Origin of the sequence: Desulfomicrobium orale DSM 12838, from assembly GCF_001553625.1 — a bacterium.
Lineage (GTDB): Bacteria > Desulfobacterota > Desulfovibrionia > Desulfovibrionales > Desulfomicrobiaceae > Desulfomicrobium > Desulfomicrobium orale.
The window spans coordinates 225,578-249,792 of sequence record NZ_CP014230.1 but is presented as its reverse complement, the minus strand read 5'-3'; the positions used below and the strand labels follow the sequence as shown (position 1 = coordinate 249,792).

The 24,215-nt window shown below is 56.3% G+C and carries 24 protein-coding genes and 4 tRNA genes; all 28 read left to right on the top strand.

Translation table 11 applies throughout. The annotated features are described in order from the left end of the window. The first annotated feature begins 197 nt into the window (after positions 1 to 197). The 28 genes from AXF15_RS01165 (at position 198) to rpsJ (ending at position 24,215) form a co-directional block, all read left to right on the top strand. A complete protein-coding gene (locus tag AXF15_RS01165) occupies positions 198 to 470 on the top strand; it encodes an AtpZ/AtpI family protein (protein ID WP_066602194.1) in 273 nt (90 codons plus the stop codon). After that, positions 454 to 858: an ATP synthase subunit I gene (locus AXF15_RS13910; RefSeq protein ID WP_151192242.1), complete on the top strand. Its 405-nt coding sequence runs from the start codon at positions 454 to 456 to the stop codon at positions 856 to 858. Before AXF15_RS01165 ends, AXF15_RS13910 begins: the two co-directional genes overlap by 17 nt. Positions 859 to 861: 3 nt before the next feature. Further along, on the top strand, positions 862 to 1,566 hold the full coding sequence (gene atpB / locus AXF15_RS01155; protein WP_066602180.1) for a F0F1 ATP synthase subunit A: 705 nt from the start codon (positions 862 to 864) through the stop codon (positions 1,564 to 1,566). A gap of 54 nt (positions 1,567 to 1,620) precedes the next feature. Beyond that, entirely contained in the window at positions 1,621 to 1,944 is a 324-nt protein-coding gene (gene atpE / locus AXF15_RS01150) for an ATP synthase F0 subunit C (protein ID WP_066602173.1), read from the top strand. 54 nt (positions 1,945 to 1,998) lie between these two features. Continuing rightward, positions 1,999 to 2,664: a redox-sensing transcriptional repressor Rex gene (locus AXF15_RS01145; RefSeq protein ID WP_083517782.1), complete on the top strand. Its 666-nt coding sequence runs from the start codon at positions 1,999 to 2,001 to the stop codon at positions 2,662 to 2,664. A gap of 94 nt (positions 2,665 to 2,758) precedes the next feature. After that, positions 2,759 to 2,968, top strand: coding sequence for a 50S ribosomal protein L31 (gene rpmE / locus AXF15_RS01140; protein WP_066602171.1), 210 nt, complete (start codon positions 2,759 to 2,761; stop codon positions 2,966 to 2,968). A 23-nt stretch (positions 2,969 to 2,991) separates the two neighbouring features. Beyond that, a complete protein-coding gene (gene prfA / locus AXF15_RS01135) occupies positions 2,992 to 4,053 on the top strand; it encodes a peptide chain release factor 1 (protein ID WP_066602164.1) in 1,062 nt (353 codons plus the stop codon). A 39-nt stretch (positions 4,054 to 4,092) separates the two neighbouring features. Further along, a complete protein-coding gene (prmC, locus tag AXF15_RS01130; protein WP_083517781.1) occupies positions 4,093 to 4,932 on the top strand; it encodes a peptide chain release factor N(5)-glutamine methyltransferase in 840 nt (279 codons plus the stop codon). Positions 4,933 to 5,056: 124 nt separating this feature from the next. Next, positions 5,057 to 5,980 carry a UDP-3-O-acyl-N-acetylglucosamine deacetylase gene (lpxC, locus tag AXF15_RS01125; RefSeq protein WP_066602160.1) on the top strand — a complete coding sequence of 308 codons (924 nt, stop codon included), beginning with the start codon at positions 5,057 to 5,059 and terminating at the stop codon, positions 5,978 to 5,980. Positions 5,981 to 6,184: 204 nt separating this feature from the next. After that, positions 6,185 to 6,260 (top strand) — tRNA-Thr (locus tag AXF15_RS01120). A gap of 5 nt (positions 6,261 to 6,265) precedes the next feature. Next, positions 6,266 to 6,351, top strand: a tRNA-Tyr gene (locus AXF15_RS01115). A 53-nt stretch (positions 6,352 to 6,404) separates the two neighbouring features. After that, a tRNA-Gly gene (locus AXF15_RS01110) sits at positions 6,405 to 6,480 on the top strand. A 14-nt stretch (positions 6,481 to 6,494) separates the two neighbouring features. Beyond that, complete coding sequence (gene tuf / locus AXF15_RS01105; RefSeq protein ID WP_083517780.1) at positions 6,495 to 7,769, top strand: elongation factor Tu; 1,275 nt, start codon at positions 6,495 to 6,497, stop codon at positions 7,767 to 7,769. A 3-nt stretch (positions 7,770 to 7,772) separates the two neighbouring features. Next, the gene (rpmG, locus tag AXF15_RS01100) at positions 7,773 to 7,922 is read left to right on the top strand and encodes a 50S ribosomal protein L33 (RefSeq protein WP_066602158.1); all 150 of its coding nucleotides are present in this window, start codon (positions 7,773 to 7,775) and stop codon (positions 7,920 to 7,922) included. A 44-nt stretch (positions 7,923 to 7,966) separates the two neighbouring features. Then, positions 7,967 to 8,042: transfer RNA gene (locus AXF15_RS01095), tRNA-Trp, on the top strand. A 15-nt stretch (positions 8,043 to 8,057) separates the two neighbouring features. Beyond that, entirely contained in the window at positions 8,058 to 8,300 is a 243-nt protein-coding gene (secE, locus tag AXF15_RS14685; RefSeq protein WP_335338896.1) for a preprotein translocase subunit SecE, read from the top strand. Between the two features lie 11 nt (positions 8,301 to 8,311). Continuing rightward, on the top strand, positions 8,312 to 8,854 hold the full coding sequence (nusG, locus tag AXF15_RS01085; protein WP_066602149.1) for a transcription termination/antitermination protein NusG: 543 nt from the start codon (positions 8,312 to 8,314) through the stop codon (positions 8,852 to 8,854). A gap of 28 nt (positions 8,855 to 8,882) precedes the next feature. Continuing rightward, positions 8,883 to 9,305, top strand: a complete 423-nt coding sequence (gene rplK, locus AXF15_RS01080; RefSeq protein ID WP_066602147.1) for a 50S ribosomal protein L11 — start codon at positions 8,883 to 8,885, stop codon at positions 9,303 to 9,305. A 15-nt stretch (positions 9,306 to 9,320) separates the two neighbouring features. Next, positions 9,321 to 10,025: a 50S ribosomal protein L1 gene (gene rplA, locus AXF15_RS01075; RefSeq protein WP_066602143.1), complete on the top strand. Its 705-nt coding sequence runs from the start codon at positions 9,321 to 9,323 to the stop codon at positions 10,023 to 10,025. Positions 10,026 to 10,125: 100 nt separating this feature from the next. Further along, positions 10,126 to 10,644 carry a 50S ribosomal protein L10 gene (rplJ, locus tag AXF15_RS01070; RefSeq protein WP_066602140.1) on the top strand — a complete coding sequence of 173 codons (519 nt, stop codon included), beginning with the start codon at positions 10,126 to 10,128 and terminating at the stop codon, positions 10,642 to 10,644. 30 nt (positions 10,645 to 10,674) lie between these two features. Beyond that, positions 10,675 to 11,058 (top strand): 50S ribosomal protein L7/L12, encoded by a 384-nt coding sequence (gene rplL / locus AXF15_RS01065; RefSeq protein ID WP_066602138.1) that lies wholly within the window; start codon positions 10,675 to 10,677, stop codon positions 11,056 to 11,058. Between the two features lie 187 nt (positions 11,059 to 11,245). Continuing rightward, positions 11,246 to 15,337 (top strand): DNA-directed RNA polymerase subunit beta, encoded by a 4,092-nt coding sequence (gene rpoB / locus AXF15_RS01060; protein WP_066602134.1) that lies wholly within the window; start codon positions 11,246 to 11,248, stop codon positions 15,335 to 15,337. 119 nt (positions 15,338 to 15,456) lie between these two features. Further along, positions 15,457 to 19,656 carry a DNA-directed RNA polymerase subunit beta' gene (gene rpoC / locus AXF15_RS01055; protein WP_066602131.1) on the top strand — a complete coding sequence of 1,400 codons (4,200 nt, stop codon included), beginning with the start codon at positions 15,457 to 15,459 and terminating at the stop codon, positions 19,654 to 19,656. 85 nt (positions 19,657 to 19,741) lie between these two features. Continuing rightward, entirely contained in the window at positions 19,742 to 20,113 is a 372-nt protein-coding gene (gene rpsL, locus AXF15_RS01050) for a 30S ribosomal protein S12 (RefSeq protein ID WP_066602129.1), read from the top strand. Between the two features lie 19 nt (positions 20,114 to 20,132). After that, the gene (gene rpsG / locus AXF15_RS01045) at positions 20,133 to 20,603 is read left to right on the top strand and encodes a 30S ribosomal protein S7 (RefSeq protein WP_066602127.1); all 471 of its coding nucleotides are present in this window, start codon (positions 20,133 to 20,135) and stop codon (positions 20,601 to 20,603) included. A gap of 15 nt (positions 20,604 to 20,618) precedes the next feature. Continuing rightward, the gene (gene fusA, locus AXF15_RS01040; RefSeq protein ID WP_066602124.1) at positions 20,619 to 22,688 is read left to right on the top strand and encodes an elongation factor G; all 2,070 of its coding nucleotides are present in this window, start codon (positions 20,619 to 20,621) and stop codon (positions 22,686 to 22,688) included. A 15-nt stretch (positions 22,689 to 22,703) separates the two neighbouring features. After that, positions 22,704 to 23,897: an elongation factor Tu gene (gene tuf, locus AXF15_RS01035; protein ID WP_066602121.1), complete on the top strand. Its 1,194-nt coding sequence runs from the start codon at positions 22,704 to 22,706 to the stop codon at positions 23,895 to 23,897. A gap of 6 nt (positions 23,898 to 23,903) precedes the next feature. Continuing rightward, positions 23,904 to 24,215: a 30S ribosomal protein S10 gene (gene rpsJ / locus AXF15_RS01030; RefSeq protein WP_066602118.1), complete on the top strand. Its 312-nt coding sequence runs from the start codon at positions 23,904 to 23,906 to the stop codon at positions 24,213 to 24,215.

Genomic DNA, 24,215 nt, shown 5'->3' with positions numbered 1-24,215 from the left:
TGGTTTCGAGTTAAGAAAGCGAAGATAGCGTTCCCGGAACAGACTGGCAAGGCGCATGGATGCCGCGGCGTGTTGATAGAATGTGATACTTTATGTAAAAGTTTCATTGACGTGGGCAGAATGGGTGTGCTAGCCCATCTTTGATTGTGATTTATTGCACGAAGGGGCGGCCAAGCAGCCGTCGCAAGCTGGAAACCATGTTTTTTTCAAGGAAGAAAAACAAACACTCCGAAGCCATGGGGCTTGCATACATGATGGGCCTGCATCTGGTGTCCGGAGTGGTCGTGGGCTTGGTCATGGGGTATTATCTGGACAAATATTTTGGAACCAGACCGTGGCTCATGCTGATTTTCCTGATTTTCGGCATTATCGCCGGTTATCGGAACATGTTTCGTGAGATGAAGCGCATTCAGCGCAAGGAAGCGGAAGCAGCGGCAGAGGATGTGCAAGAACATGCGTCGAAAGATTGAGCGCAGACTGTACGATTGGGGCTTTCATGTGCCTGAAGTGCGCGGGTTGGCTCTTCGCCAGATTTACATGCTGATGGCAACCGTGCCTTGCGCGCTTATGGGAAAGACCGGATTGGATATTGCGGTTGGGGTACTGCTTGGGACGATGAATTTTCTGGCGCTGGGCAAAATTGTTCAGGAGCTGATTTCCATGCAAAAAGGCGCGGTTCTTATCCAGCTGTTCAGCTTTTACGGACGGCTTGTGCTGACCGCTCTGGCTTTCTACCTGCTCATTGCGTTCACGGGTGCGTCGGCCATCATGCTGCTGCTGGGCATGTCCACCGTGGTGCTCAATATTTTGCTTTGGGGGATGGCACAATTCCTGGGAAAAACTTCTAAGGAGGCTTAGCTCATGGCGGGGGATCTACATCCGATTTTTCTCGTGGAGGAGGCGGTCAAAGCCATTGGTCTGGTGGACGCTCATGGTCACAGCCTGATCCCGGCGCATGTTCTCCACTCCTGGGTGGTCATGATTGTGTTGGTTTTTCTGGCGGTGTTAGCGACCAGAAAGCTTTCACTTGTGCCGCGAGGGCTGCAGAATTTTTTCGAGACGCTGATCGAGTCGCTGGAAAATTTCGTGGTAGCCAACATGGGAGAGGACGGGCGCAAGGTGTTTCCGGTCCTGGCGACGCTTTTCATCTATATTCTGTTCAGTAACTATGAGGGGCTGGTGCCCGGTGCGGATGCGCCCACGGCGAACATCAACACCACCTTGTCCATGGCTGTGTTCATATTTGTCTACTATCAGTACTGGGGCTTCAAACTGCACGGGTGGCGTTACGTCCATCACTTCACGGGGCCGGTGCCGTGGCTTGCGCCGCTCATTTTCCCCATCGAGGTCATCGGGCATTTTGCGCGCATGCTCTCTCTTTCTTTGCGACTTTTCGGAAACATCCGGGGCGAGGATATTGTCTTGGCGTTGCTCTTCATGCTGGCGCCCATTGTCTCCACCGTGCCCATCTACTTTCTGTTCATGCTGCTGAAGGTCATCCAGGCACTGGTATTTTTCATGCTCTCCATGCTCTATCTGAAGGGAGCCTTTGAAGAAGCGCACTGATTTTGGGGGAAATGGTCTTTCGACCAATAATCATCATACGTTTGAGGAGGATTTATGCGTAAAGGTTTTCTGTCCGTACTGGTCACCGTCGCCTTGGTAGCTGTCGCGTCCACTGCCTTTGCCGCCGAAGCTACTCCTGAAGTTGCCTCCACCATTGCGCTGGCGGCTGCTCTGGGCATGGCTCTGGCCGCCGCTGGTTGCGGAATCGGCCAGGGACTGGGGCTGAAGGCCGCCTGCGAGGGCACAGCCCGCAACCCGGAAGCGTCCGGAAAAATCACTGTGACCATGTTGATCGGTCTGGCCCTGATCGAATCTCTGGCCATTTACGCCCTGGTTGTGAACCTGATCCTGCTTTTCGCCAACCCCTTTGTGGGCTAGCCCTTATTCAAGGCAAGGGGGATATTCTCCCTTGCCTTTTAAAAGTGTACCATCATGATTTGTCCCGGCGTCAGCCTGAAAAGCGCTCACATCCCTAGGGCCACCATTCAGCGTTTGGCCGTATATGTTCAGGCCCTGGAGATTTTGCTTCAGGACGGCGAGAACGTCATTTCCTCGGACGGTCTGGCCCGGGCGTGCGGTGTGAATCCTTCTCAGATCAGGAAGGATTTGGCTTACTTCGGTGAATTTGGCGTGCGCGGAGTCGGCTACTATGTGCAGGACCTGCTGGCGGCCATCAAGCAGTCCTTGGGCATAGACAGAACCTGGAATGCCGCTCTGGTCGGCGTAGGCAATCTTGGCCGGGCGCTGCTGCGGCACGGTGTGTTCCGGCGCAGGGGTTTCATCCTGGTCGGTGCCTTTGATTGCGATCCATTCAAAATCGGAGAGGAAATCGCCGGTCTTGAAGTGGTATGTTCCCGGCGGCTGAAAGAGCGGGCCCGCGAACTGAATATCGAGATAGGAATTATTACCACCCCACCCGAACGCGCCCAGCGCGCAGCCAACTATCTGGTGGAGGCCGGCATCAGGGGTATTGTCAACTTCGCTTCGGCCCGTATTGCCGTGCCCGATAATATTTCAGTCGAATATGTCGATTTCATGCATCATTTTTTCTCCGTGGCTTTCAACATCTCCCTCAATCAGGCCAGAAATTCCATCTGACGGTTTCTTTCCCTAAGAGTTCCTTTTGTTCGGGCTTGCCAACACTGCTGCTCTGTTTTAGAGAGCCACTCTCTTTTTGAAACTGGAGGTTTTTATGAAGAAAGACTTGCACCCCAAGGTTTATACAACCAAGGTCCGTTGCGCATGCGGGTACGAATTTGAATCGAAGTCCACTGTCGGCGAGGAACTCGGCGTGGAGATATGCTCCCATTGCCATCCATTTTTCACTGGCGAGCAGCGTTTCGTGGACTCCGCTGGCCGGATCGACCGGTTCAGGAAGAAATACGCCGGGTTGCAGAAGTAATCTTTGGCTGCGCGGGATTCTCGATGATTGGCAAGCTTGAGACCTTGGTGGCCAAGTTCCGTGAGTTGGAGCGGGAGCTGAGTGCTCCTGAAATTTTTCAGGATCAGGAGCGCTATAAAAAGGTTGCCAAAAAGCACGCCGAACTTGGCGGGATTGTTCCCGAGATAGAGACATACAAGGGCTTGTTGCGCGAGATCGAGGAAAATCAGGATCTCTCCAAAGATCCGGACCCGGAGATTTGTGAACTGGCCCAGACGGAGCTGGCTGACCTGAAGAACCGTCTGCGCGATCAGGAAGATCTGCTCAAGCGTTTGCTTACCCCCCGCGATCCTCTGGACGAGAAGAATATCATCCTGGAGGTGCGCGCGGGCACTGGCGGCGAGGAAGCCGCGCTCTTTGCTGCCGACATTTTCCGCATGTACAGCCGGTATGCGGAATTACAGGGTTGGCGTGTGGAAATCTTGAGCGGTAACGATACGGGCACCGGCGGCTTCAAAGAGATCGTGGCCTCGATTGCCGGTACCGACGTGTACAGCAAGCTGAAATACGAATCAGGCGCGCATCGCGTACAGCGCGTACCGGCTACAGAAAGCCAGGGTCGCATCCATACGTCTGCGGTGACGGTGGCGATTCTGCCCGAGGCCGAAGAAGTGGATGTGACCATCGACCCCGGCGACATCCGTGTGGATGTTTACCGCTCTTCCGGTCCGGGAGGACAATCCGTCAACACTACGGACTCGGCCATCCGCATCACGCATTTGGCCACAGGTATTGTGGTCACCTGTCAGGATGAGAAGTCTCAGCACAAGAACAAGGCCAAGGCGTTGAAAGTGTTGCGTTCCCGGCTGCTTCAGGCCGCTCAGGACGAATCGAAGAAAGTCTACGATGAAAACCGCAAGGCCCAGGTGGGCTCGGGCGACAGGTCCGAGCGTATCCGCACATACAACTACCCTCAGGGCCGTATTACGGATCACCGGATCAATTTGACCCTGTACAGCCTCGACCAGGCAATGGACGGGCATATTCAGGAAATCATCGACGGTCTGGTGCAACACTATCAGGCTGAAGCCATGAAAGAAAGCTGAGAAAATTCTCGGCTTTTTTCATTTCCACCTTTCTTCATCATGATTTCACGCAAAGAAGTGCTGCGGCTCTGGGAACGGCGCTTTCTGGAGAAAGGTCTGGATTCTCCGCGATTGTCCGCTCAAGTGTTGCTGGCACATGTGCTGGGGATTGATCGTTTGTCCATGCTGCTGGATTCATGCGATCCGGTACCCGCAAACGTGTTGCAGACCTTCGAGGATTTAGCTTGGCGGCGGCTTCAGGGGGAACCCGTGGCCTATCTTGTCGGCAGCAAGGAGTTCTATGGCCTGGATTTTATCGTCTCCTCGGATGTACTTATTCCCAGACCGGAAACAGAAGGCATTATTGATCTTGTCCGGGAAAACTTTCCTGCGGACGCCGCGCTCTCTGTCCTGGATATCGGCACGGGGAGCGGGGTTCTGGCCATAACCTGCGCGTATTTTCTGAGGCGCTCCAGAGTTGTGGCTCTGGATGTGTCCCGGCGGGCGCTTAATGTGGCCCGGGTCAATGCCGTGCGGCATGGCGTGGTTTCGCGTATGTTGTTCGTTCAGGCCGATCTTGCCGGAGCATGCAATCTTGCCGGAGTTGACCTTGTGCTCGCCAATTTGCCTTATGTCCCGGAAAGCTTTCGTTCCGCCATGAGTCCTGAAGTCATCCGCTATGAGCCGGCGTCGGCACTTTTTGCGGGAGTGGACGGGCTGAACTGCTACCGGGCGTTAAGCGGCGGACTTCTCAATCTCAAAAGTGGCGCAATTTTGCTCTGCGAAATAGACAGCAGCCAGGGGGAGGCTATGCGTAAGCTCTTTGCGCCCTTGGCCCGGAAGGTGGACGTCTTGCCGGATGTGACGGGGCGCGACCGGCTTGTCGCTGTTGTTTTTTAGCATCAAATCTGTTGCTCTTTGTGGACGAACTAATTCCCAGACCTCTATGCTGTGGAGTAAAGGTATATTTTTCAGTTGGTTGAGGTATGTCGCTGTATGGCATGAGAATTGATAGCAGTTGAATATGATGCAAACAACATTGCGTAAAGAAGTCCGGTGCTCTGGGGTTGGTCTGCACAGCGGCCGGAAAATCAATATGGTGCTTCGTCCGGCTTCCGCCGATACCGGTGTCGTTTTTTCCCTGTGGAAAGACGGTCAGCATCAGATCATAACGCCTGCTCCGGAGCGTATTGTCGGCACCGGCCTAGCCACGACATTAGGCAACGGTTCGGTGAAGGTGGCCACCATCGAGCATCTGCTCGGAGCACTGGTCGGTTTGAATGTGGATAACGTGCTGGTGGAGGTGGATGGGGAGGAAATCCCTATTTTGGATGGCAGCGCTTTAGGATTCGTGTATCTTCTCGGGTCAGCAGGGTTGCACTCTTTTAATATCCCCCGGAAGATAGCAAAGATTGCCCGGCCGCTGGTGTTCAGCCGGGATGGAAAGCGTATTGCCGCATACCCTTACAATGGGTTGCGTATTGATTATATCATTCAGTTCGATCATCCTCGGATCGGCAGGCAGTATTTCCGCTTTGACGCGGCGATCCATGATTTTGCTTCTTCTATCGCCCGCGCACGGACTTTCGGATTTATGAAAGATGTCGAATGGCTGCAGAAGAATGGCTTGGCGTTGGGAGGCAGCCTCGATAACGCAGTGGTTTTTGACGAGAATGGTCCCCTTAATCCTGAAGGATTGCGTTTTGCCGATGAGATGGTCCGCCACAAGATTTTGGACTTCATGGGCGACACGGCCGTGGGGAGTCACCGGTTGTGGGGGCGTTTTGAAGTTTCGTGTTCCGGGCACGAGATGAATAACCAGTTTATGCGCCATCTTTTTGCTCATGCGTCGGAGTATCTCGAATTTGCCGAGTTAGGGGAGCGGGAAAGGAAAGGCCGCCCAAAAATTCCTGTTCCGGTTTCTACTCCTGTGCCTGCCTGGGCCTGATTTTTTTGACCATACCTTTCGGGAACCCCGCCTTTTCGAGCGGGGTCTTTTTTATGTGCGAGCAGAAGTGGGCTAAGAAAACTTTGGAAACTGGGATGGCGGGGATTTTTCACCAGAGTGGCTGCCTGGTAGCAGGTGGTGAAATATTCTGAAAAAAAAGCTTGCCAAAAAAACAGCGATCCAATAGAGACAACGATCTCACGGGCTGGCGTAGCTCAATTGGTAGAGCAGCTGACTTGTAATCAGCAGGTTGCGGGTTCAAGTCCCATCGCCAGCTCCAGGCAGGGAGGGGTTCCCGAGTGGCCAAAGGGAACAGACTGTAAATCTGTCGGCGAACGCCTTCGGAGGTTCAAATCCTCCCCCCTCCACCAGCCAAACAGTAGGAGACAGGATTATTGCCGTCGCTTGACTACTGAGATGCCTTGCGGGAGTAGCTCAATGGCTAGAGCATCAGCCTTCCAAGCTGAGGGTTGCGGGTTCGAGTCCCGTTTCCCGCTCCATTCTCACATCTCCCATGTCCCTCGCCGGTATTCTTCTGATTTTCAAAACAATTTATATATTTTGGCCAGATGCTTTAACTCAGGGGGTAGCGTATATGGCGAAGCAGAAGTTTGAGAGAAAGAAGCCTCATGTTAATATTGGGACGATTGGTCATATAGACCACGGCAAGACGACGTTGACCGCCGCGATCACGAAGATAGCGAGTTTGAAAGGCGGAGGTTCGTTCATCGGCTATGACGATATCGACAAGGCCCCCGAAGAGAAGGAGCGCGGTATCACCATCGCCACCTCCCACGTGGAATACGAGACGGCCAAGCGTCACTATGCGCATGTGGATTGCCCCGGTCACGCCGACTACATCAAGAACATGATCACGGGTGCAGCCCAGATGGACGGCGCCATTATCGTTGTGGCGGCCACGGACGGTCCCATGCCGCAGACCCGCGAGCACATTCTGCTGGCCCGTCAGGTGGGCGTGCCGTGCCTGGTCGTGTTTCTGAACAAAGTGGACTTGGTTGACGACGAGGAGCTGATCGAGCTTGTGGAGATGGAAGTCCGCGAACTGCTCTCCAAGTACGAGTTTCCTGGCGACGACGTTCCGGTCATCCGGGGCTCTGCTCTTCGGGCCCTGGAATGCGACAATGTGGACGCCCCGGAAGCCAAGTCCATTCTGGAACTTCTGGATGCCTGCGACAACTACATCCCCGATCCTGTGCGCGAAACGGACAGGCCGTTCTTGATGCCCATCGAGGACGTGTTCTCCATCTCCGGCCGCGGCACGGTCGTGACCGGCCGCGTGGAGCGCGGAGTGATCAAGCAGGGTGAGGAAGTGGAGATTGTGGGCATCACCGAGACCCGGAAGACGACCTGCACCGGTGTCGAGATGTTCCGCAAGCTTCTGGACGAGGGTCAGGCGGGAGATAATATCGGAGCCCTGCTGCGCGGCGTGAAGCGTGACGAGGTTGAGCGCGGTCAGGTTCTGGCCAAGCCCGGGAGCATCACCCCTCACACCAAGTTCTCCGCAGAAGTGTATGTTCTGAGCAAGGAAGAGGGGGGCCGTCATACTCCGTTCTTCTCCGGGTATCGTCCGCAGTTTTATTTCCGGACGACGGACATCACGGGGGTTGTGACCCTGAACGAAGGTGTTGAGATGATCATGCCCGGTGACAACACGACGTTTCACGTGCATCTGATTGCGCCCATCGCGATGGAGAAGGGCCTTCGCTTCGCTATCCGTGAGGGCGGCCGTACCGTCGGCGCCGGCGTCGTCTCCGAAATCGTGGAGTAAAAGATGCGCATCAACATTCTGCTCGCATGCGAAGATTGCAAGCGTAGAAATTACGCCACGCAGAAGAACAAGAAGAACACGACCGTAAAGGTTGAGTTGAGCAAGTTTTGTCCTTTTTGCGGCAAGCACACCAAGCATCGCGAATCGAAATAAACGGGGCGGGTGCCTTTTCGGGCACTCGCCATAGCTTCTCATGCAGGCCAGTAGCTCTAACGGTAGAGCATCGGACTCCAAATCCGAGGGCTGGGGGTTCGAATCCCTCCTGGCCTGCCATTTATTTGGAATACCATGAAGACTATGAAAAACAGCGCCGAAGCGGAAGTTGGCAAGAAAAGCTTGGCGCGGAGGTTGGATGACTTCCGCATATTTTTTGAGCAGTCCAAAATGGAGCTCAAAAAAGTTGTCTGGCCAAGCAGACAGGAGACTTTGGGTACCAGTTCGGCGGTGTTGCTGCTTGTCGCCGTGCTGGCTATTTTTCTGGGCACCATTGATTATGTGCTGACGAAGATCATCGCTTCCATTCTTTCCTGAGGACAGTCGACATGAATGAGCTTCCCAAGGCAAGATGGTATATCATTCACACTTATTCCGGCTTTGAGCAGCGCGTCGAGCAGACCATCAGGGAAATGATCCGCACTGGTCAGGCCAGGGGATTGGTGGAGGATGTCATCGTCCCGACTGAAAAGGTGGTGGAGCTGGTCAAGGGTCAGAAAAGAACCTCCACCCGCAAGTTTTATCCGGGCTATGCCATGGTTAAGATGGTATTCACGGACGAGTCGTGGCACATGATCCAGTCCATCCCCAAGGTGACGGGTTTTATCGGCGGGAAAAGCCGTCCCGTGCCTTTGACGGACAGGGAAGCCGAGCGGATTCTGTCCACCATCGAAAGCAGGAAAGAGCAGCCCAGGCCAAAATTTCATTTTGAACGCGGGGACGATGTCCGCGTGATTGACGGGCCCTTTGCGAACTTCAACGCGACGGTTGAAGACGTGAACTACGATAAGGGCAAGTTGCGGGTATCTGTGTCGATTTTTGGCAGACAGACGCCGGTTGAGCTGGATTTCGTCCAGGTGACCAAAGGGTGATAATTTTAGATGATGAGGTAGGAATATTATGGCCAAAAAAGTAACTGCGATAATCAAGCTGCAATTGCCGGCCGGAGCCGCGAATCCATCGCCTCCGGTGGGACCTGCCCTTGGTCAGCATGGCGTGAATATCATGGAGTTTTGCAAGGCCTATAACGCCAAAACGCAAAACGAAAAGGGCATGGTCATCCCGGTGGAGATCACGGTTTTTCAGGACCGGTCATTCACTTTTATTACCAAGACTCCTCCTGCTGCTGTGCTGTTGGTCAAGGCCGCGAAGTTGCAGAAGGGCTCTGGTGAGCCCAACAAGAAGAAGGTCGGCAAGGTGTCCATGGCTCAGATCGAAGAAATCGCAAAACTCAAGATGCCGGACCTTTCGGCATATGATTTGGGCGCGGCCTGCAAGACCATCATCGGCACGGCCCGGAGCATGGGAATAGACGTGGAGTAAGGGGAGAGATTCATTATGCCCAAACACGGTAAAAAATTTCGGAAAGTGACCGAGGCCATTGACAGCCTCAAGACATACGATGTGGCTGAGGCCATGGATCTGGTTTTAAAGAGCTCTTTTGCCAAGTTCGACGAGACGGTGGATGTGGCAGTCAACCTCGGCGTCAACCCCAAGTACTCCGACCAGATGGTGCGTGGTGCGGTGTCTCTGCCGCACGGTCTGGGCAAAACGGTCCGCGTGGTGGCCTTCTGTAAAGGTGAAAACGAGGAAAAGGCCAGAAGTGCGGGCGCCATTGAAGCTGGTGGAGATGACTTGGTGGAGCGGATCAAGGGCGGCTGGCTCGAGTTCGACAAAGCCGTGGCCACTCCGGACATGATGGGGCATGTGGGCAAGGTGGGCAAGATACTTGGTCCGCGCGGACTCATGCCCAATGCCAAAACGGGTACGGTCACGGTGGAGCTGGAGAAAGCCATTCAGGAGCTTCTGGCGGGTAAGGTTGAATTCCGCGTGGACAAGGCCGGCGTCATCCATGCGCCTATCGGCAAAGTTTCTTTTGGAGTTGAGAAGCTGCTGGGCAACCTGCGCTCCATTGTCGATGCCTTGATCAAGCTCAAGCCGTCCACCGCCAAAGGCACTTACATGAAAGCCATGTCCCTGTCTTCGACCATGGGGCCGGGTGTCAGGGTGGACACGGCCTCCCTGAAAAAGGCGGGAGAATAGTTTTCCTAATACGTGGATGAGTCAGAGACGCGGGTGGAGATTTCCTTAATATCCTGCCGAGACTGCTTTGGCTCATTCTGCCTAGTAAGCGAGGTATGTGGTGAATAGGGCAGAAAAAGCGAAAATCATCGAAGGCCTGAAGGAAAAGGCGGACAAGGCGAGCATTGCCATTGTCACGGATTTCCATGGGCTGAAAGTGTCGGAGCTTTCTCCCCTTCGCGCGAAGCTGCACGAGGCGGGGTGCGACTATCAGGTCGTGAAGAACACTCTGGCGCGCAAGGCCTTTACGGAAGGAACGCATGACGTACTGAACAACCATCTGAAGTACAATTGCGCCGTGGCGTTCGGCTATGACGATCCTGTGGTCGCCGCGAAGGTCCTGGTTGAGTTTGCGAAGAAAAACGACAAGTTCTCCGTGCGTTGCGCGAGTCTGGATGGGAAGCTTCTGGAGGCGGCCTCCATCAAGGCCCTTTCCGAACTTCCCGGCCGTGAGCAGTTGCTGAGCAGCATGCTGGGCACCATGAACGCTGTGCCGCAGAATTTTGTGTCGCTCTTTGCCAACATCGTCCGGGGTATGGTCAATGTGCTGACCGCCCTGAAAGACAAAAAAGAAGAATGAGCCAAGTTGTTTACTATTTAGGAGGATAAGATGGCTGATATCACCAAAGAACAGGTTGTCGAATTCATCGCGAACATGACGGTTCTCGAACTGTCTGCCTTCATCAAAGAGCTGGAAGAGAAGTTCGGCGTTTCCGCTGCCGCTCCCGTGGCCGCTTTTGCCGCCGCTCCCGTGGCCGCCGCCGAGTCCGCCGAGGAAGAGAAGACTGAGTTCGACGTTATTCTGAAAGAGGCCGGCGCCAACAAGATCGGTGTCATCAAGGTTGTCCGCGCTCTGACCAGCCTTGGCCTGAAGGAAGCCAAGGAGAAGGTTGACGGCGCTCCGTCCACGCTTCTGGAGGGCGTGGCCAAGGATGCCGCGGCCGATGCCAAGAAGCAGCTTGAGGAAGCCGGCGCCAAGGTTGAAATCAAGTAGTTTCGCTATTTTCAATGTAATTCCGTAAAGAGTGTGAGGGCTGTCCCCTCGCACTCTTTACGCCGTTTGTGAATCTCCGCCTTCTCCGCGCAGCACCCCGCGCTTAATATATACTTCACTGCGGTTGCCTTGCATCCGGCGCATTTCAGGCTCCACCAGGCGACCTCCCATTTCCTGAGGGGAAACGATGAACAAACTGATAAAAAAGTTCGGACGAATCAAAGACACCATTGAAATCCCTCACCTGTTAAGTCTTCAACTCGACTCTTATAATAAATTTCTGCAGACCGGCGTGCCAGCGAGCATGCGGGAGGACGTAGGCCTGGAGGGCGTATTCCGCTCCGTTTTCCCCATCCATGATTTCAATAAAACCGCTACATTGGAATATGTGAGCTATGATATCGGGAGCCCGAAGTACGACGTGGATGAATGCATTGCCAAGGGCCTGACTTATGAGGCGCCGCTGCGCATCAAGGTCCGTCTGGCCGTGTACGATGTCGATGAAGACTCCGGCAGCCGCACCATTCATGATATAAAAGAACAGGACATCTATTTCGGCACCATTCCGCTGATCACCCAGAAGGGTACTTTTCTTATCAACGGAACTGAGCGGGTCATCGTGAACCAGTTGCAGCGTTCGCCCGGCATCATTTTCGAGCATGACTCGGGAAAGACCCATTCTAGCCGGAAAATTCTGTACAGTTGCCGTATCATCCCCATGCGTGGCTCCTGGCTGGATTTCGATTTTGATCACAAAGACATCCTTTACGTGCGCATCGACCGCCGGAGGAAGATGCCCGCGACCATTCTGCTCAAGGCCATGGGCATGAGCAGTGAAGACATTCTGTCCTATTACTACGAGAAGGATGCGTTCCGTCTGGACGGCGAGAAAGTTTTGCGCCGCGTGGAAGGTTATAACTTTCGGAAGGAAACAGCTTGCGCCGACATCACTGGAGCGGACGGCTCGGTGGTCGTAGCTGCGGGCAAGCCCCTCACAAGGGGGATGTGGAAGCGGATGCTCAAGGCTGGCGTGGAGTACTACGAAGTGCAGCCCGAAAGCCTGGAGCGGGAGTATGCCGCCCGGGACATCGTGGATGGCCAGACCGGTGAGGTCATTTTGCGTGCGGGCGACCCTTTTACTGTTTCGGCTCTGGAGAAATGCACGGCGGCGGGTATCATCGATCTGGAGGCCATTTTTTCCAGCGGTGCCGAAGTATCGTCCTGTATGCGCGACACTCTGGTCATGGACAAATGTGAGGACATGGAGAGCGCCCAGGTTGACATCTACAAGCGGCTGCGGCCCAGTTCTCCGCCTACGCCGGAGATTGCCTCGAGTTTTTTCGACAATCTGTTCCGGAATCCAGATTATTATGATTTATCTCCCGTGGGCCGGTATAAGCTCAATTCCCGCCTGAATCTGGATCTGCCCATCGACCATCGGACGCTATCCAACGACGATATCTTCCGGTCCATCAAGAAGCTGGTACAACTCAAGGATTCCCATGGTCCGGCCGATGATATCGATCATTTGGGCAACCGGCGGGTGCGCCCTGTGGGCGAACTGGTGGAAAACCAGTACCGCATCGGTCTGGTGCGCATGGAGCGGGCCATCAAGGAGCGCATGAGCCTGCAGGAAGTGGCCACGCTCATGCCCCATGATCTGGTCAACCCGAAACCTGTCACGGCGGTATTGAAGGAATTTTTCGGCACGTCGCAGCTCTCCCAGTTCATGGACCAGACCAACCCCCTGTCGGAAGTGACGCACAAACGCCGTCTGTCCGCGCTGGGGCCTGGCGGTCTGACCCGTGAACGGGCCGGTTTCGAGGTGCGTGACGTGCACCTGAGCCATTACGGCCGCATCTGCCCCATCGAAACGCCGGAAGGCCCGAACATCGGTCTTATCGTTTCTCTGACCACTCACGGTCTGGTCAATGACTACGGTTTCATCGAGACGCCTTACCGCGTGGTCAGGGATGGATACGTCACCGATGAAATTACGCTGATGGAAGCCTCTGCCGAAACCGGGCACATCATCGCCCAGGCCAATGCACTGTTCGGCGAGGACCGGCAGTTTCTGAACACCCATGTGGAGGCGCGGGTGGAAGGCGAGTTCGCCATTGTGCCCAGAGAGGAAGTGACTCTCATGGACATCTCGCCGGGCCAGATCGTGTCCATTTCCTCGGCATTGATTCCTTTTCTGGAGAACGACGACGCCAACCGCGCTCTGATGGGCTCCAACATGCAGCGTCAGTCCGTGCCGCTTCTGACCACGGAAGAGCCTCTGGTCGGTACCGGCATTGAAGGCAAGGTGGCCCGGGATTCCGGCAGCTGCCTTTTGGCCGAGGGGGATGGCGAAATCATGTACGTCAACGCCGACAGGGTCATCGTGGCCTACGACGGCGGATTGTACCCGGAAGCCGGGGGCGTGCGCTTTTACGAACTGCAGAAATATCACAAGTCCAACCAGAATAGCTGCTTCGGCCAGAAGCCGCGCGTGCGCGTGGGCGATCTGGTGAAGAAGGGCGCCGTGCTGGCCGACGGCCCGGCCATCCATGACGGCGAACTGGCTCTGGGAAAAAACCTGCTGGTGGCCTTCATGCCCTGGTGCGGCTACAATTACGAGGACTCCATTCTCATTTCGGAGCGGGTGGTCAAAGAGGATGTCTATACATCCATCCACATCGAGGAGTTCGACGTGTTCGCCCGCGACACCAAGCTCGGCCCGGAGGAAGTGACCCGGGACATCCCCAATGTGGGCGAGGACATGCTGCGCAATCTCGACGAGAGCGGGATCATCCGCATCGGCGCCAAGGTCAAACCCGACGATATCCTGGTGGGCAAGATCACGCCCAAGGGCGAGACCCAGCTCACGCCGGAAGAGCGTTTGCTGCGGGCCATTTTCGGTGACAAGGCCCGCGACGTGAAGAACACATCCCTCAAGGTGCCGCCGGGAATCGAGGGCACGGTCATCGATGTCAAGGTCTTCAACCGCCGTTCCGGCGAGAAAGACGAACGCACGCTCCAGATCGAACGCGATGAGCTGGAACGCGTGGATTTGCGGGAAAAACAGCATGCCGTCGCGCTGGGTGAAACCATGCGCCGCAGAATCTGGGAATTGTGCAAGGGCAAGAGCGTAGCCAAGAGCATCATGGGCAAGCGCAAAGGCGAGGTGCTGCTCGAAGCCAATCAGCCCATGCGTGAAGATGTGTTTGCCGGCATCCCGCTCAAGAAGCTGGCCGGGGTGTTTCTGGCCAAGGAAGTGAACGAAGGCGTCAAGTCCCTGCTGGAAACCTACGACCTGCAGCTGGATTTCATCAAGGATGTGTATGAGAACAAGCGCGGCAAGGTGACCGAAGGGGACGACCTGCCCCCCGGCGTCATCAAGATGGCCAAGGTCTATGTGGCCGTAAAGCGCAAGTTGAATGTGGGCGACAAGATGGCCGGCCGGCATGGTAACAAGGGCGTTGTATCCAACATCCTGCCCGAGGAGGACATGCCCTTTTTCGCCGACGGGACACCCATGGACGTGGTCTTGAACCCTCTGGGCGTGCCCTCGCGCATGAACATCGGACAGATCATGGAGACCCACTTGGGGTGGGCGTCCAAGACTCTCGGGCGGCAGATCGCGGCCATGGTGGATGAAGGTGTGGCCTTGGTGCGCAAGGAGATAAAGACCGTCTTCGACTCGGAGGAGATCAGCCGGATGGTGGACGAGATGGCCGACGATGAACTCATCGCCGCAGCCAAGTCTTTGTCCAACGGCATCATTATGAAAACTCCGGTTTTCGACGGCGCCGAAGAAGATGAGATCTGGGCGCTGCTCAGGCGGGCGGGGCTGCCCGAGGACGGCAAGGCCCTCCTGTACGACGGCCGTACCGGCGTGCCGTTCCACAATCGGGTCACCGTGGGGTATATGTACTACCTGAAGCTGCACCATCTGGTTGATGAGAAAATTCACGCCCGGTCCACGGGTCCGTATTCGCTGGTCACGCAGCAGCCTCTGGGTGGTAAGGCCCAGTTCGGCGGGCAGCGTCTGGGCGAAATGGAAGTCTGGGCCCTGGAAGCTTACGGCGCGGCCTATCTGCTTCAGGAGTTCCTGACGGTGAAGTCGGACGATGTGAACGGCCGGGTGAAAATGTACGAGAAGATCGTGAAGGGCTCCAATTTCCTTGAAAGCGGTATGCCTGAATCGTTCAACGTTCTGGTCAAGGAAATGATGGCCTTGGGCATTGAGGTGACGCTGGTGGAAGAGGAGAAAAAGCGCACCTTCAGAAAATAGCGGGCGCGGCCTCGTGCGGCTTGATCCGCATTTCGCTTGTGCCTTGCCCGGGCCTGCCCGCGCCATGATCCGGAACTTAGGGGATTGGCCGCAACTTTGACCGCAAAGAGGGGTGTAGCATGACTCTTGATGATCTTTTTACGCAACGGGGCAACGCCTCCGGCGCATTCAATAATCAGGATCTGAAGGCCATCGGCATCAGCGTGGCCTCGCCGGAAAAAATCCGGGAATGGTCCTTTGGCGAGGTCAAAAAACCGGAGACTATCAACTACCGGACATTCAAGCCCGAGCGCGACGGTCTTTTCTGCGCCAAGATTTTCGGCCCGGTGAAGGACTACGAGTGCAACTGCGGCAAATATAAAAGAATGAAACATCGCGGCATTGTCTGCGAGAAATGCGGCGTGGAAGTCATTGCTTCCAAGGTCCGCCGCGAGCGCATGGGGCACATTGAACTGGCCGCTCCCGTGGCGCATATCTGGTTTCTGAAATCCCTGCCTTCCAAGATCGGCACTCTCTTGGACATGACCATGGCCGACCTGGAGAAGGTTCTTTATTTCGATTCCTATATCATTCTGGACCCGGGCGAGACCACACTGGAGAAGAAGCAGGTCATCTCCGAGGAGCAGTACTTTCAGATTCTGGACCATTACAATGACGAGGCTATCACTGTAGGGATGGGCGCTGAGTCCATCAAGACCCTCCTGCAGGAGATCGATCTGGCCCAGCTGCGGGTGGAACTGCGTGAGGAATCCCAGTCCACCCGGTCCCAGACCAAGAAGAAGAAGCTGGCCAAGCGGCTGAAGATTGTGGAGGCGTTTCTGGAGTCCGGGAACAAGCCGGAGTGGATGATCATGGACGTCATCCCCATCATCCCGCCGGAACTGCGTCCTCTGGTGCCGCTGGATGGCGGCCGGTTCGCCACTTCAGACCTGAACGACCTGTACCGCCGGGTCATCAACCGGAATAACCGCCTGAAGCGGCTGCTGGAGTTGGGCGCGCCGGACATCATCATTCGCAACGAAAAGCGCATGCTTCAGGAATCCGTGGACGCGCTGTTCGACAACGGACGCCGCGGCCGGGCCATCACCGGCACCAACGGCCGCCCTCTGAAGTCCCTTTCGGACATGATCAAGGGCAAACAGGGCCGGTTCCGCCAGAACCTGCTGGGCAAGCGCGTGGATTATTCAGGCCGTTCGGTCATTGTCGTGGGGCCGTACCTGAAGCTGCACCAGTGCGGTTTACCCAAGAAGATGGCGCTGGAGCTGTTCAAGCCCTTTATCTACTCCAAGCTCGAAGAGCGCGGGTACGCGAGCACCATCAAGAGCGCCAAGAAGATGGTGGAGCGGGAGGAAGTGGCTGTCTGGGATATTCTGGAAGAAGTGGTGCGAGAATATCCCATCCTGCTGAACCGCGCACCCACGCTGCACCGGCTGGGTATTCAGGCGTTCGAGCCCATTCTGGTGGAGGGCAAGGCCATCCGTCTGCATCCGCTGGTATGTACGGCTTTCAACGCGGACTTCGACGGAGACCAGATGGCCGTGCACGTGCCGCTTTCTGTGGAGGCCCAGATCGAGTGCCGGGTGCTGATGATGTCCACCAACAATATCCTGTCGCCGGCCAATGGTTCGCCCATTATCGTGCCGTCTCAGGATATTGTGCTTGGCCTCTATTTTCTGACTGTGGACCGGCCTTTTGAAAAAGGCGAAGGCATGATCTTCTCCGATCCGGAAGAAGTCGTCTGCGCTTTCGATGCCGGGCATCTGGATCTGCATGCCAGGATCAAGGTCCGCATTGACGGGGAACTGGTGGCCACCACGCCGGGGCGGATCATCGTCCGGGAAATTGTTCCGGCGGAAGTGCCCTTCGACGTGTACAACCGGGAGATGAGCAAGAAGGTCATCGGTCGGCTGGTGGGCGAAGCCTACCGCCTGGCGGGCACCAAGGCTACAGTCATCCTTTGCGACAAATTGAAGGACCTGGGTTTCGAGTACTCCACCCGGGCTGGCATCACCGTCGGGGTGAAGGATCTGAATATTCCGCCGGCCAAGAGCCATATTCTGGACCGCTCCTATGCCGAGGTGTCGGATATCGAGCAGCAGTACCGCGAGGGCATCATCACCCGTTCCGAGAAGAAGAACAAAGTGGTGGATGTCTGGACCAAGGCCACCAACGAAGTCTCCGAAGCCATGATGCGCGAACTCAGGTACGACACCGTGCCCAACCCGCATACGGGAGCGCCGGAGGTAAAGCATGTGCTGCGCTGGAACGCGTCCCCGGCTGCGGAAGAGCGGTGCAACAGCTTCAATTCCGTATTCATGATGGCCAATTCCGGCGCGCGCGGAAACCAGGACCAGATTCGTCAGCTCGCGGGTATGCGTGGCCTCATGGCCAAACCGTCGGGTGAAATCATCGAAACGCCCATCACCACTTCTTTCCGTGAAGGGCTGACCATTCTGCAATACTTCACTTCCACTCACGGCGCCCGCAAAGGTCTGGCGGATACGGCTCTGAAAACGGCCAACTCCGGATATCTGACCCGGCGTCTGGTGGACGTGGTGCAGGACGTTATCGTCAGCGAACACGACTGCAAGACCGTGGACGGCATCGAACTGTCCCATGTGACCAAGGGCGGCGAGATCACCGTGCGTCTGAGCGAGCGGGTGCTCGGGCGTGTGGCCATGTACGACGTGCTCGACCCTGAAACGGGCGAGGTTTTCATTCCTGCCAACGCCATGATCAATGAAGATATGGTGACGGAGATCGAACGCCGGGGCGTGTCGACCATCACCATCCGTTCGGCCCTGACCTGCAAATCCCAGCACGGAGTGTGCGCTCTGTGTTATGGCCGGGATCTGGCCCGGGGGCACCTGGTCAATGTGGGCGAGGCCGTGGGCATTATCGCGGCCCAATCCATCGGCGAGCCGGGAACGCAGCTGACCATGCGGACGTTCCACATCGGCGGTACGGCGTCCAAGGAGATCGAACAGAGCCGTTACGAGGCTATGAACAAAGGCCGGGTGGTACTCTCCCGGGTCCGTACCGTGACCAACAGCCGCGGCGAAAGGATGGTGCTGGGCAAGAGCGGGCAGCTGCGCATTGTGGATGAACAGGGCGTGGAACGCGAAAAGTATGCCCTGCCTTCTGGCGCCAGGCTCTATTTCGAGAATGGAGCCGAGGTGAAAAAAGGTGACCGGCTGGCCGAATGGGATCCCTTCAACGAGCCCTTTGTGACGGATGTGGACGGTACGGTTCAACTCAAGGATATCATTGACGGCCGTACCGTGCAGGAACGGATCGACGAGGCCACAGGCAAGTCCACCCTGACGGTCATCGAGTTCCGCTCGTCGAGCTTCCGGCCGGGAGTTGCCGTGTGCGATGCCGACGGCACGGTCAAAACCAGGCCCGATACGGGCACCCAGGCCTTTTATACTCTGCCTGTTGGGGCCATTCTTATGGTCAATGACGGTGACGAGATCCGGGCTGGGGATGTTATCGCCCGTAAACCCCGCGAAACGACCAAGACCAGGGATATCGTCGGCGGTCTGCCCCGTGTCGCGGAGTTGTTCGAGGTACGTAAACCCAAGGACCAGGGGATCCTGTCGGAAATCGACGGAGTGGTCAGTTTCGGGCCCGACTCCAAGGGCAAACGCAAGCTGATTGTGGAGCCCGAGGTGGGTGAGGCCCACACCTATCTTATTCCCAAGGGCAAGCATATCAGCGTCAGCGAAGGCGACTTCGTCGAGAGCGGCGAATTGCTGACCGAAGGCACGCCGGATTTGCACGATCTTTTGAAGATCAAGGGCGAGAAGTATCTGGCCTTTTATCTGGTGGAGGGGGTGCAGGACGTGTACCGCTTCCAGGGCGTGTACATCAATGACAAGCACATCGAGATCATTGTCCGCCAGATGCTGAAGAAGCTGTCCGTCATTGATCCGGGAGATACGGGATTCCTCATGGGCGAGCAGGTGGACAAGTTCCGTTTCCTGCGTGCCAACTCCAAGTGCGTGGCCGCCGGGTTGCAGCCCGCCGTGGCTGAGCCGTTGGTTCTGGGCATCACCCAGGCCTCCTTGTCCACGGAGTCTTTTATTTCCGCGGCCTCCTTCCAGGAGACGACCAAGGTGCTGACGGAGTCGGCCCTTATCGGCAAGAAAGACTATCTCTACGGGTTGAAGGAAAATGTCATTGTCGGGCGGCTGGTCAACGCGGGCACGGGTTTCAGGGCTTATGTCGAGAACGACATTCTGGTGCCGGAACAGCCTGAAAGTCCGGATAAATTTCTGGAAGAATTGGAGAAAGATCCCTTTTTCATCGAACAGTAGGCTGCCGTCCGGACGGACACGTTGACAGAGAGGGGGAGTTCACCTATGAACCCCCTTCTCAAAATGTTTATTCACGGAGTTTGTAATGCCCACGATCAATCAATTGATCCGCAAAGCGCGGGTCATGCAGGAAAAAGGCAAGAAGAGAGCCGCGCTTCAGGAATGTCCGCAGCGCAGGGGAGTCTGCGTGCGCGTGTACACGGCCACGCCAAAGAAGCCCAACTCTGCTCTCCGGAAAGTCGCGAGAGTGCGGCTGACCAACGGAATCGAGGTGACGTCATATATTCCCGGTGAAGGGCATAATTTGCAGGAGCACTCGGTGGTCATGATTCTCGGCGGCCGTGTCAAGGATTTGCCGGGCGTCCGTTACAAGATCATCAGGGGTACTCTGGATGCGGCCGGTGTTCAGGATCGCCGGAAGAGCCGTTCCAAGTACGGTGCGAAACGTCCCAAATAAGGTACAAAGGAGTTGACGTATGCCTCGCAAGGGTCCCACGCCGAAGCGTGAAGTGCTGCCGGATCCGAAGTACGGAAGCCGGATGGCCGCGAAATTTGTCAATCAGATGATGTATGATGGCAAAAAGAGCGTTGCCGAGAAAATTTTCTATGAAGCCATCGAGGAGCTCGGCAAACGTACGGATAGTGAGCCGATCAAGGCCTTCGAGCAGGTTGTCGAGAAGGTCAAGCCGCAGATGGAAGTCAAGTCCCGCCGGGTAGGCGGTGCGACATACCAGGTGCCGATGGAAGTCCGTCCTGCCCGCCAGGAGGCATTGGCAATCAGATGGCTGGTGACCTATGCCCGGTCCCGCGGGGAGAAAGGCATGGTGCTCCGGTTGGCCGCCGAATTTTTTGATGCCTACAACGATCGCGGCGGGGCCATCAAAAAACGCGAGGATACCCATCGCATGGCCGAGGCCAACAAGGCTTTCGCGCACTACCGCTGGTAAAAGAGGTTCTTTTCCGTGTCAAAACGTGTTTCCATAGAAAATCAGCGCAATATCGGTATCATGGCCCACATTGATGCGGGCAAGACCACGACTACCGAGCGGATTCTTTTTTATACCGGCATATCTCATAAGCTCGGCGAGACCCATGACGGTCAGGCCACCATGGACTGGATGGAGCAGGAGCAGGAGCGCGGCATCACCATTACGTCCGCGGCCACGACCTGTTTCTGGCGGGATTGCCGGATCAATATTATCGATACCCCCGGGCACGTCGACTTTACCGTCGAGGTGGAGCGTTCTCTGCGGGTGCTGGACGGGGCTGTGGCCGTTTTTTGCGCTGTGGGTGGGGTCGAGCCGCAGTCCGAGACCGTCTGGCGGCAGGCGGACAGGTACCATGTGCCCAGAGTGGCCTTTGTGAATAAGATGGACCGCTCGGGCGCGGATTTTTTCCGGGTCGTGGACATGATCAAGGAGCGGCTCAAGGCCAAGCCCGTGCCGTTGCATTTGCCCATCGGCTCGGAGGAGAGCTTCCGGGGGCAGATTGACTTGGTGCGCAAAGTCGCCCTCTATTACGATGACGAGTCCAAAGGCGAGTCGGTGGATGTACGGGAGATTCCGGCGGAGATGGCCGACTTGGTGGACGAGTGGCGGATGCATCTGGTGGAGTCCATTGCCGAGGAGGACGAGACTCTGCTGGAGAAGTATCTGGGCGGTGAAGAACTGGAGCCCGAGGAAATCATGGCCGGTATTCGCCAGGCCACCATCGGGCTTAAAATCTGCCCGGTGATCTGTGGCTCCGCCTTCAAGAACAAAGGCGTGCAGGCTCTGCTTGATTGCGTGGTGGATTACCTGCCTTCTCCTGTGGATATCCCGGCCATGAAAGGCTCCGACCCCGAGACGGGTGCGGAAATCGTCTGTGAGTGTTCGGACGCCGAGCCTTTGAGTGCTCTGGCTTTCAAGCTTATGGCGGACCCATTCATCGGGCATTTGACTTTTCTGCGTGTTTATTCCGGCGTGCTGGAAGCTGGTTCCACGGTGCTGAATGCCGCTTCGGGCAAGAAAGAACGTATTGGCCGCCTGCTCAAGATGCATGCCAACAAGCGCGAGGAAATCAAGGAAGCCTTCGCCGGAGACATCGTGGCCGCTGTCGGTTTGAAGCAGACCGCCACGGGCGAGACTTTGTGCGATATCAAGCGTCCCGTGCTGCTGGAGTCCATCGATTTTCCTGAACCGGTCATTGAGGTGGCCATCGAGCCCAAGACCAAGACGGACCGTGACTCTTTGGGACAAGCCCTGCAGAAGCTGGCCAAGGAAGACCCGTCTTTTCGGGTGAAAACCAATGAGGAGACGGGGCAGACGCTGATCGCGGGTATGGGTGAGCTCCATCTGGAAATCATCGTGGATCGTCTGACCCGCGAATTTAAAGTGGACGCCAATGTGGGGCAGCCGCAGGTGGCTTACCGCGAGACCATTTCCAAGCCCGCGGAAAAGGATCTGAAGTACGCCAAGCAGTCCGGCGGCCGCGGTCAGTATGGACATGTGGTCATCAAGGTCGAGCCGCGCGAACCCGGTGCGGGTTATGAATTCGTCAACTCCATCGTGGGTGGCGTCATCCCGAAGGAATATATCCCGGCTGTTGACAAGGGGATACGCGACGCCCTGCTGAATGGGATCATGGCCGGGTTTCCCATGGTGGATGTCAAGGTCGAGTTGATCCATGGTTCGTATCATGAGGTCGACTCTTCCGAACAGGCCTTCTACATTGCGGGTTCCATGGCCGTGAAGGAAGCCTGCCAGAAGGCGGCTCCGGTTTTGCTCGAGCCCATCATGTTTGTGGAAGTGCTCACGCCCGACGATTATATGGGTGATGTCATGGGCGATCTGAACGGTCGTCGGGGACGGATAGTCAGCCTGGAAATGCGCCATGGTATGCAGATCATTCGGGCCCATGTCCCCTTGAGCAGCATGTTCGGATATGCGACGGATCTGCGTTCCAGAACTCAGGGCCGGGCCACGTACACCATGCTTTTTGATCATTACGACCGCGTTCCCGCAAGTCTTGCCGAAGAATTGACCAAGAAATGAGAATGGAGATGAATCATGGCAAAGCAGAAGTTTGAGAGAAAGAAGCCTCATGTTAATATTGGGACGATTGGTCATATAGACCACGGCAAGACGACGTTGACCGCCGCGATCACGAAGATAGCGAGTTTGAAAGGCGGAGGTTCGTTCATCGGCTATGACGATATCGACAAGGCCCCCGAAGAGAAGGAGCGCGGTATCACCATCGCCACCTCCCACGTGGAATACGAGACGGCCAAGCGTCACTATGCGCATGTGGATTGCCCCGGTCACGCCGACTACATCAAGAACATGATCACGGGTGCAGCCCAGATGGACGGCGCCATTATCGTTGTGGCGGCCACGGACGGTCCCATGCCGCAGACCCGCGAGCACATTCTGCTGGCCCGTCAGGTGGGCGTGCCGTGCCTGGTCGTGTTTCTGAACAAAGTGGACTTGGTTGACGACGAGGAGCTGATCGAGCTTGTGGAGATGGAAGTCCGCGAACTGCTCTCCAAGTACGAGTTTCCTGGCGACGACGTTCCGGTCATCCGGGGCTCTGCTCTTCGGGCCCTGGAATGCGACAATGTGGACGCCCCGGAAGCCAAGTCCATTCTGGAACTTCTGGATGCCTGCGACAACTACATCCCCGATCCTGTGCGCGAAACGGACAGGCCGTTCTTGATGCCCATCGAGGACGTGTTCTCCATCTCCGGCCGCGGCACGGTCGTGACCGGCCGCGTGGAGCGCGGAGTGATCAAGCAGGGTGAGGAAGTGGAGATTGTGGGCATCACCGAGACCCGGAAGACGACCTGCACCGGTGTCGAGATGTTCCGCAAGCTTCTGGACGAGGGTCAGGCGGGAGATAATATCGGAGCCCTGCTGCGCGGCGTGAAGCGTGACGAGGTTGAGCGCGGTCAGGTTCTGGCCAAGCCCGGGAGCATCACCCCTCACACCAAGTTCTCCGCAGAAGTGTATGTTCTGAGCAAGGAAGAGGGGGGCCGTCATACTCCGTTCTTCTCCGGGTATCGTCCGCAGTTTTATTTCCGGACGACGGACATCACGGGGGTTGTGACCCTGAACGAAGGTGTTGAGATGATCATGCCCGGTGACAACACGACGTTTCACGTGCATCTGATTGCGCCCATCGCGATGGAGAAGGGCCTTCGCTTCGCTATCCGTGAGGGCGGCCGTACCGTCGGCGCCGGCGTCGTCTCCGAAATCGTGGAGTAAAAGATCATGATGACCAGTGATAAAATCCGCATCAAGCTGAAAGCCTACGATTACCGTATTTTGGATAAGGCTGTCGCCGAGATTGTGGACTCCGCGAAGAATACGGGGGCATCTATTGCCGGCCCTATCCCGCTTCCCACGCGGATTCACAAACAGACGATTCAGAAGTCCGTGCATGTGGACAAGAAGTCCCGCGAACAGTTTGAGATGCGTGTGCACAAGCGCCTTCTGGATATTCTCGAACCCACACAACAGACCGTCGATGCGCTGGGCAAGCTGAATCTTCCCGCAGGTGTTGATGTGGAAATCAAGCTGTAG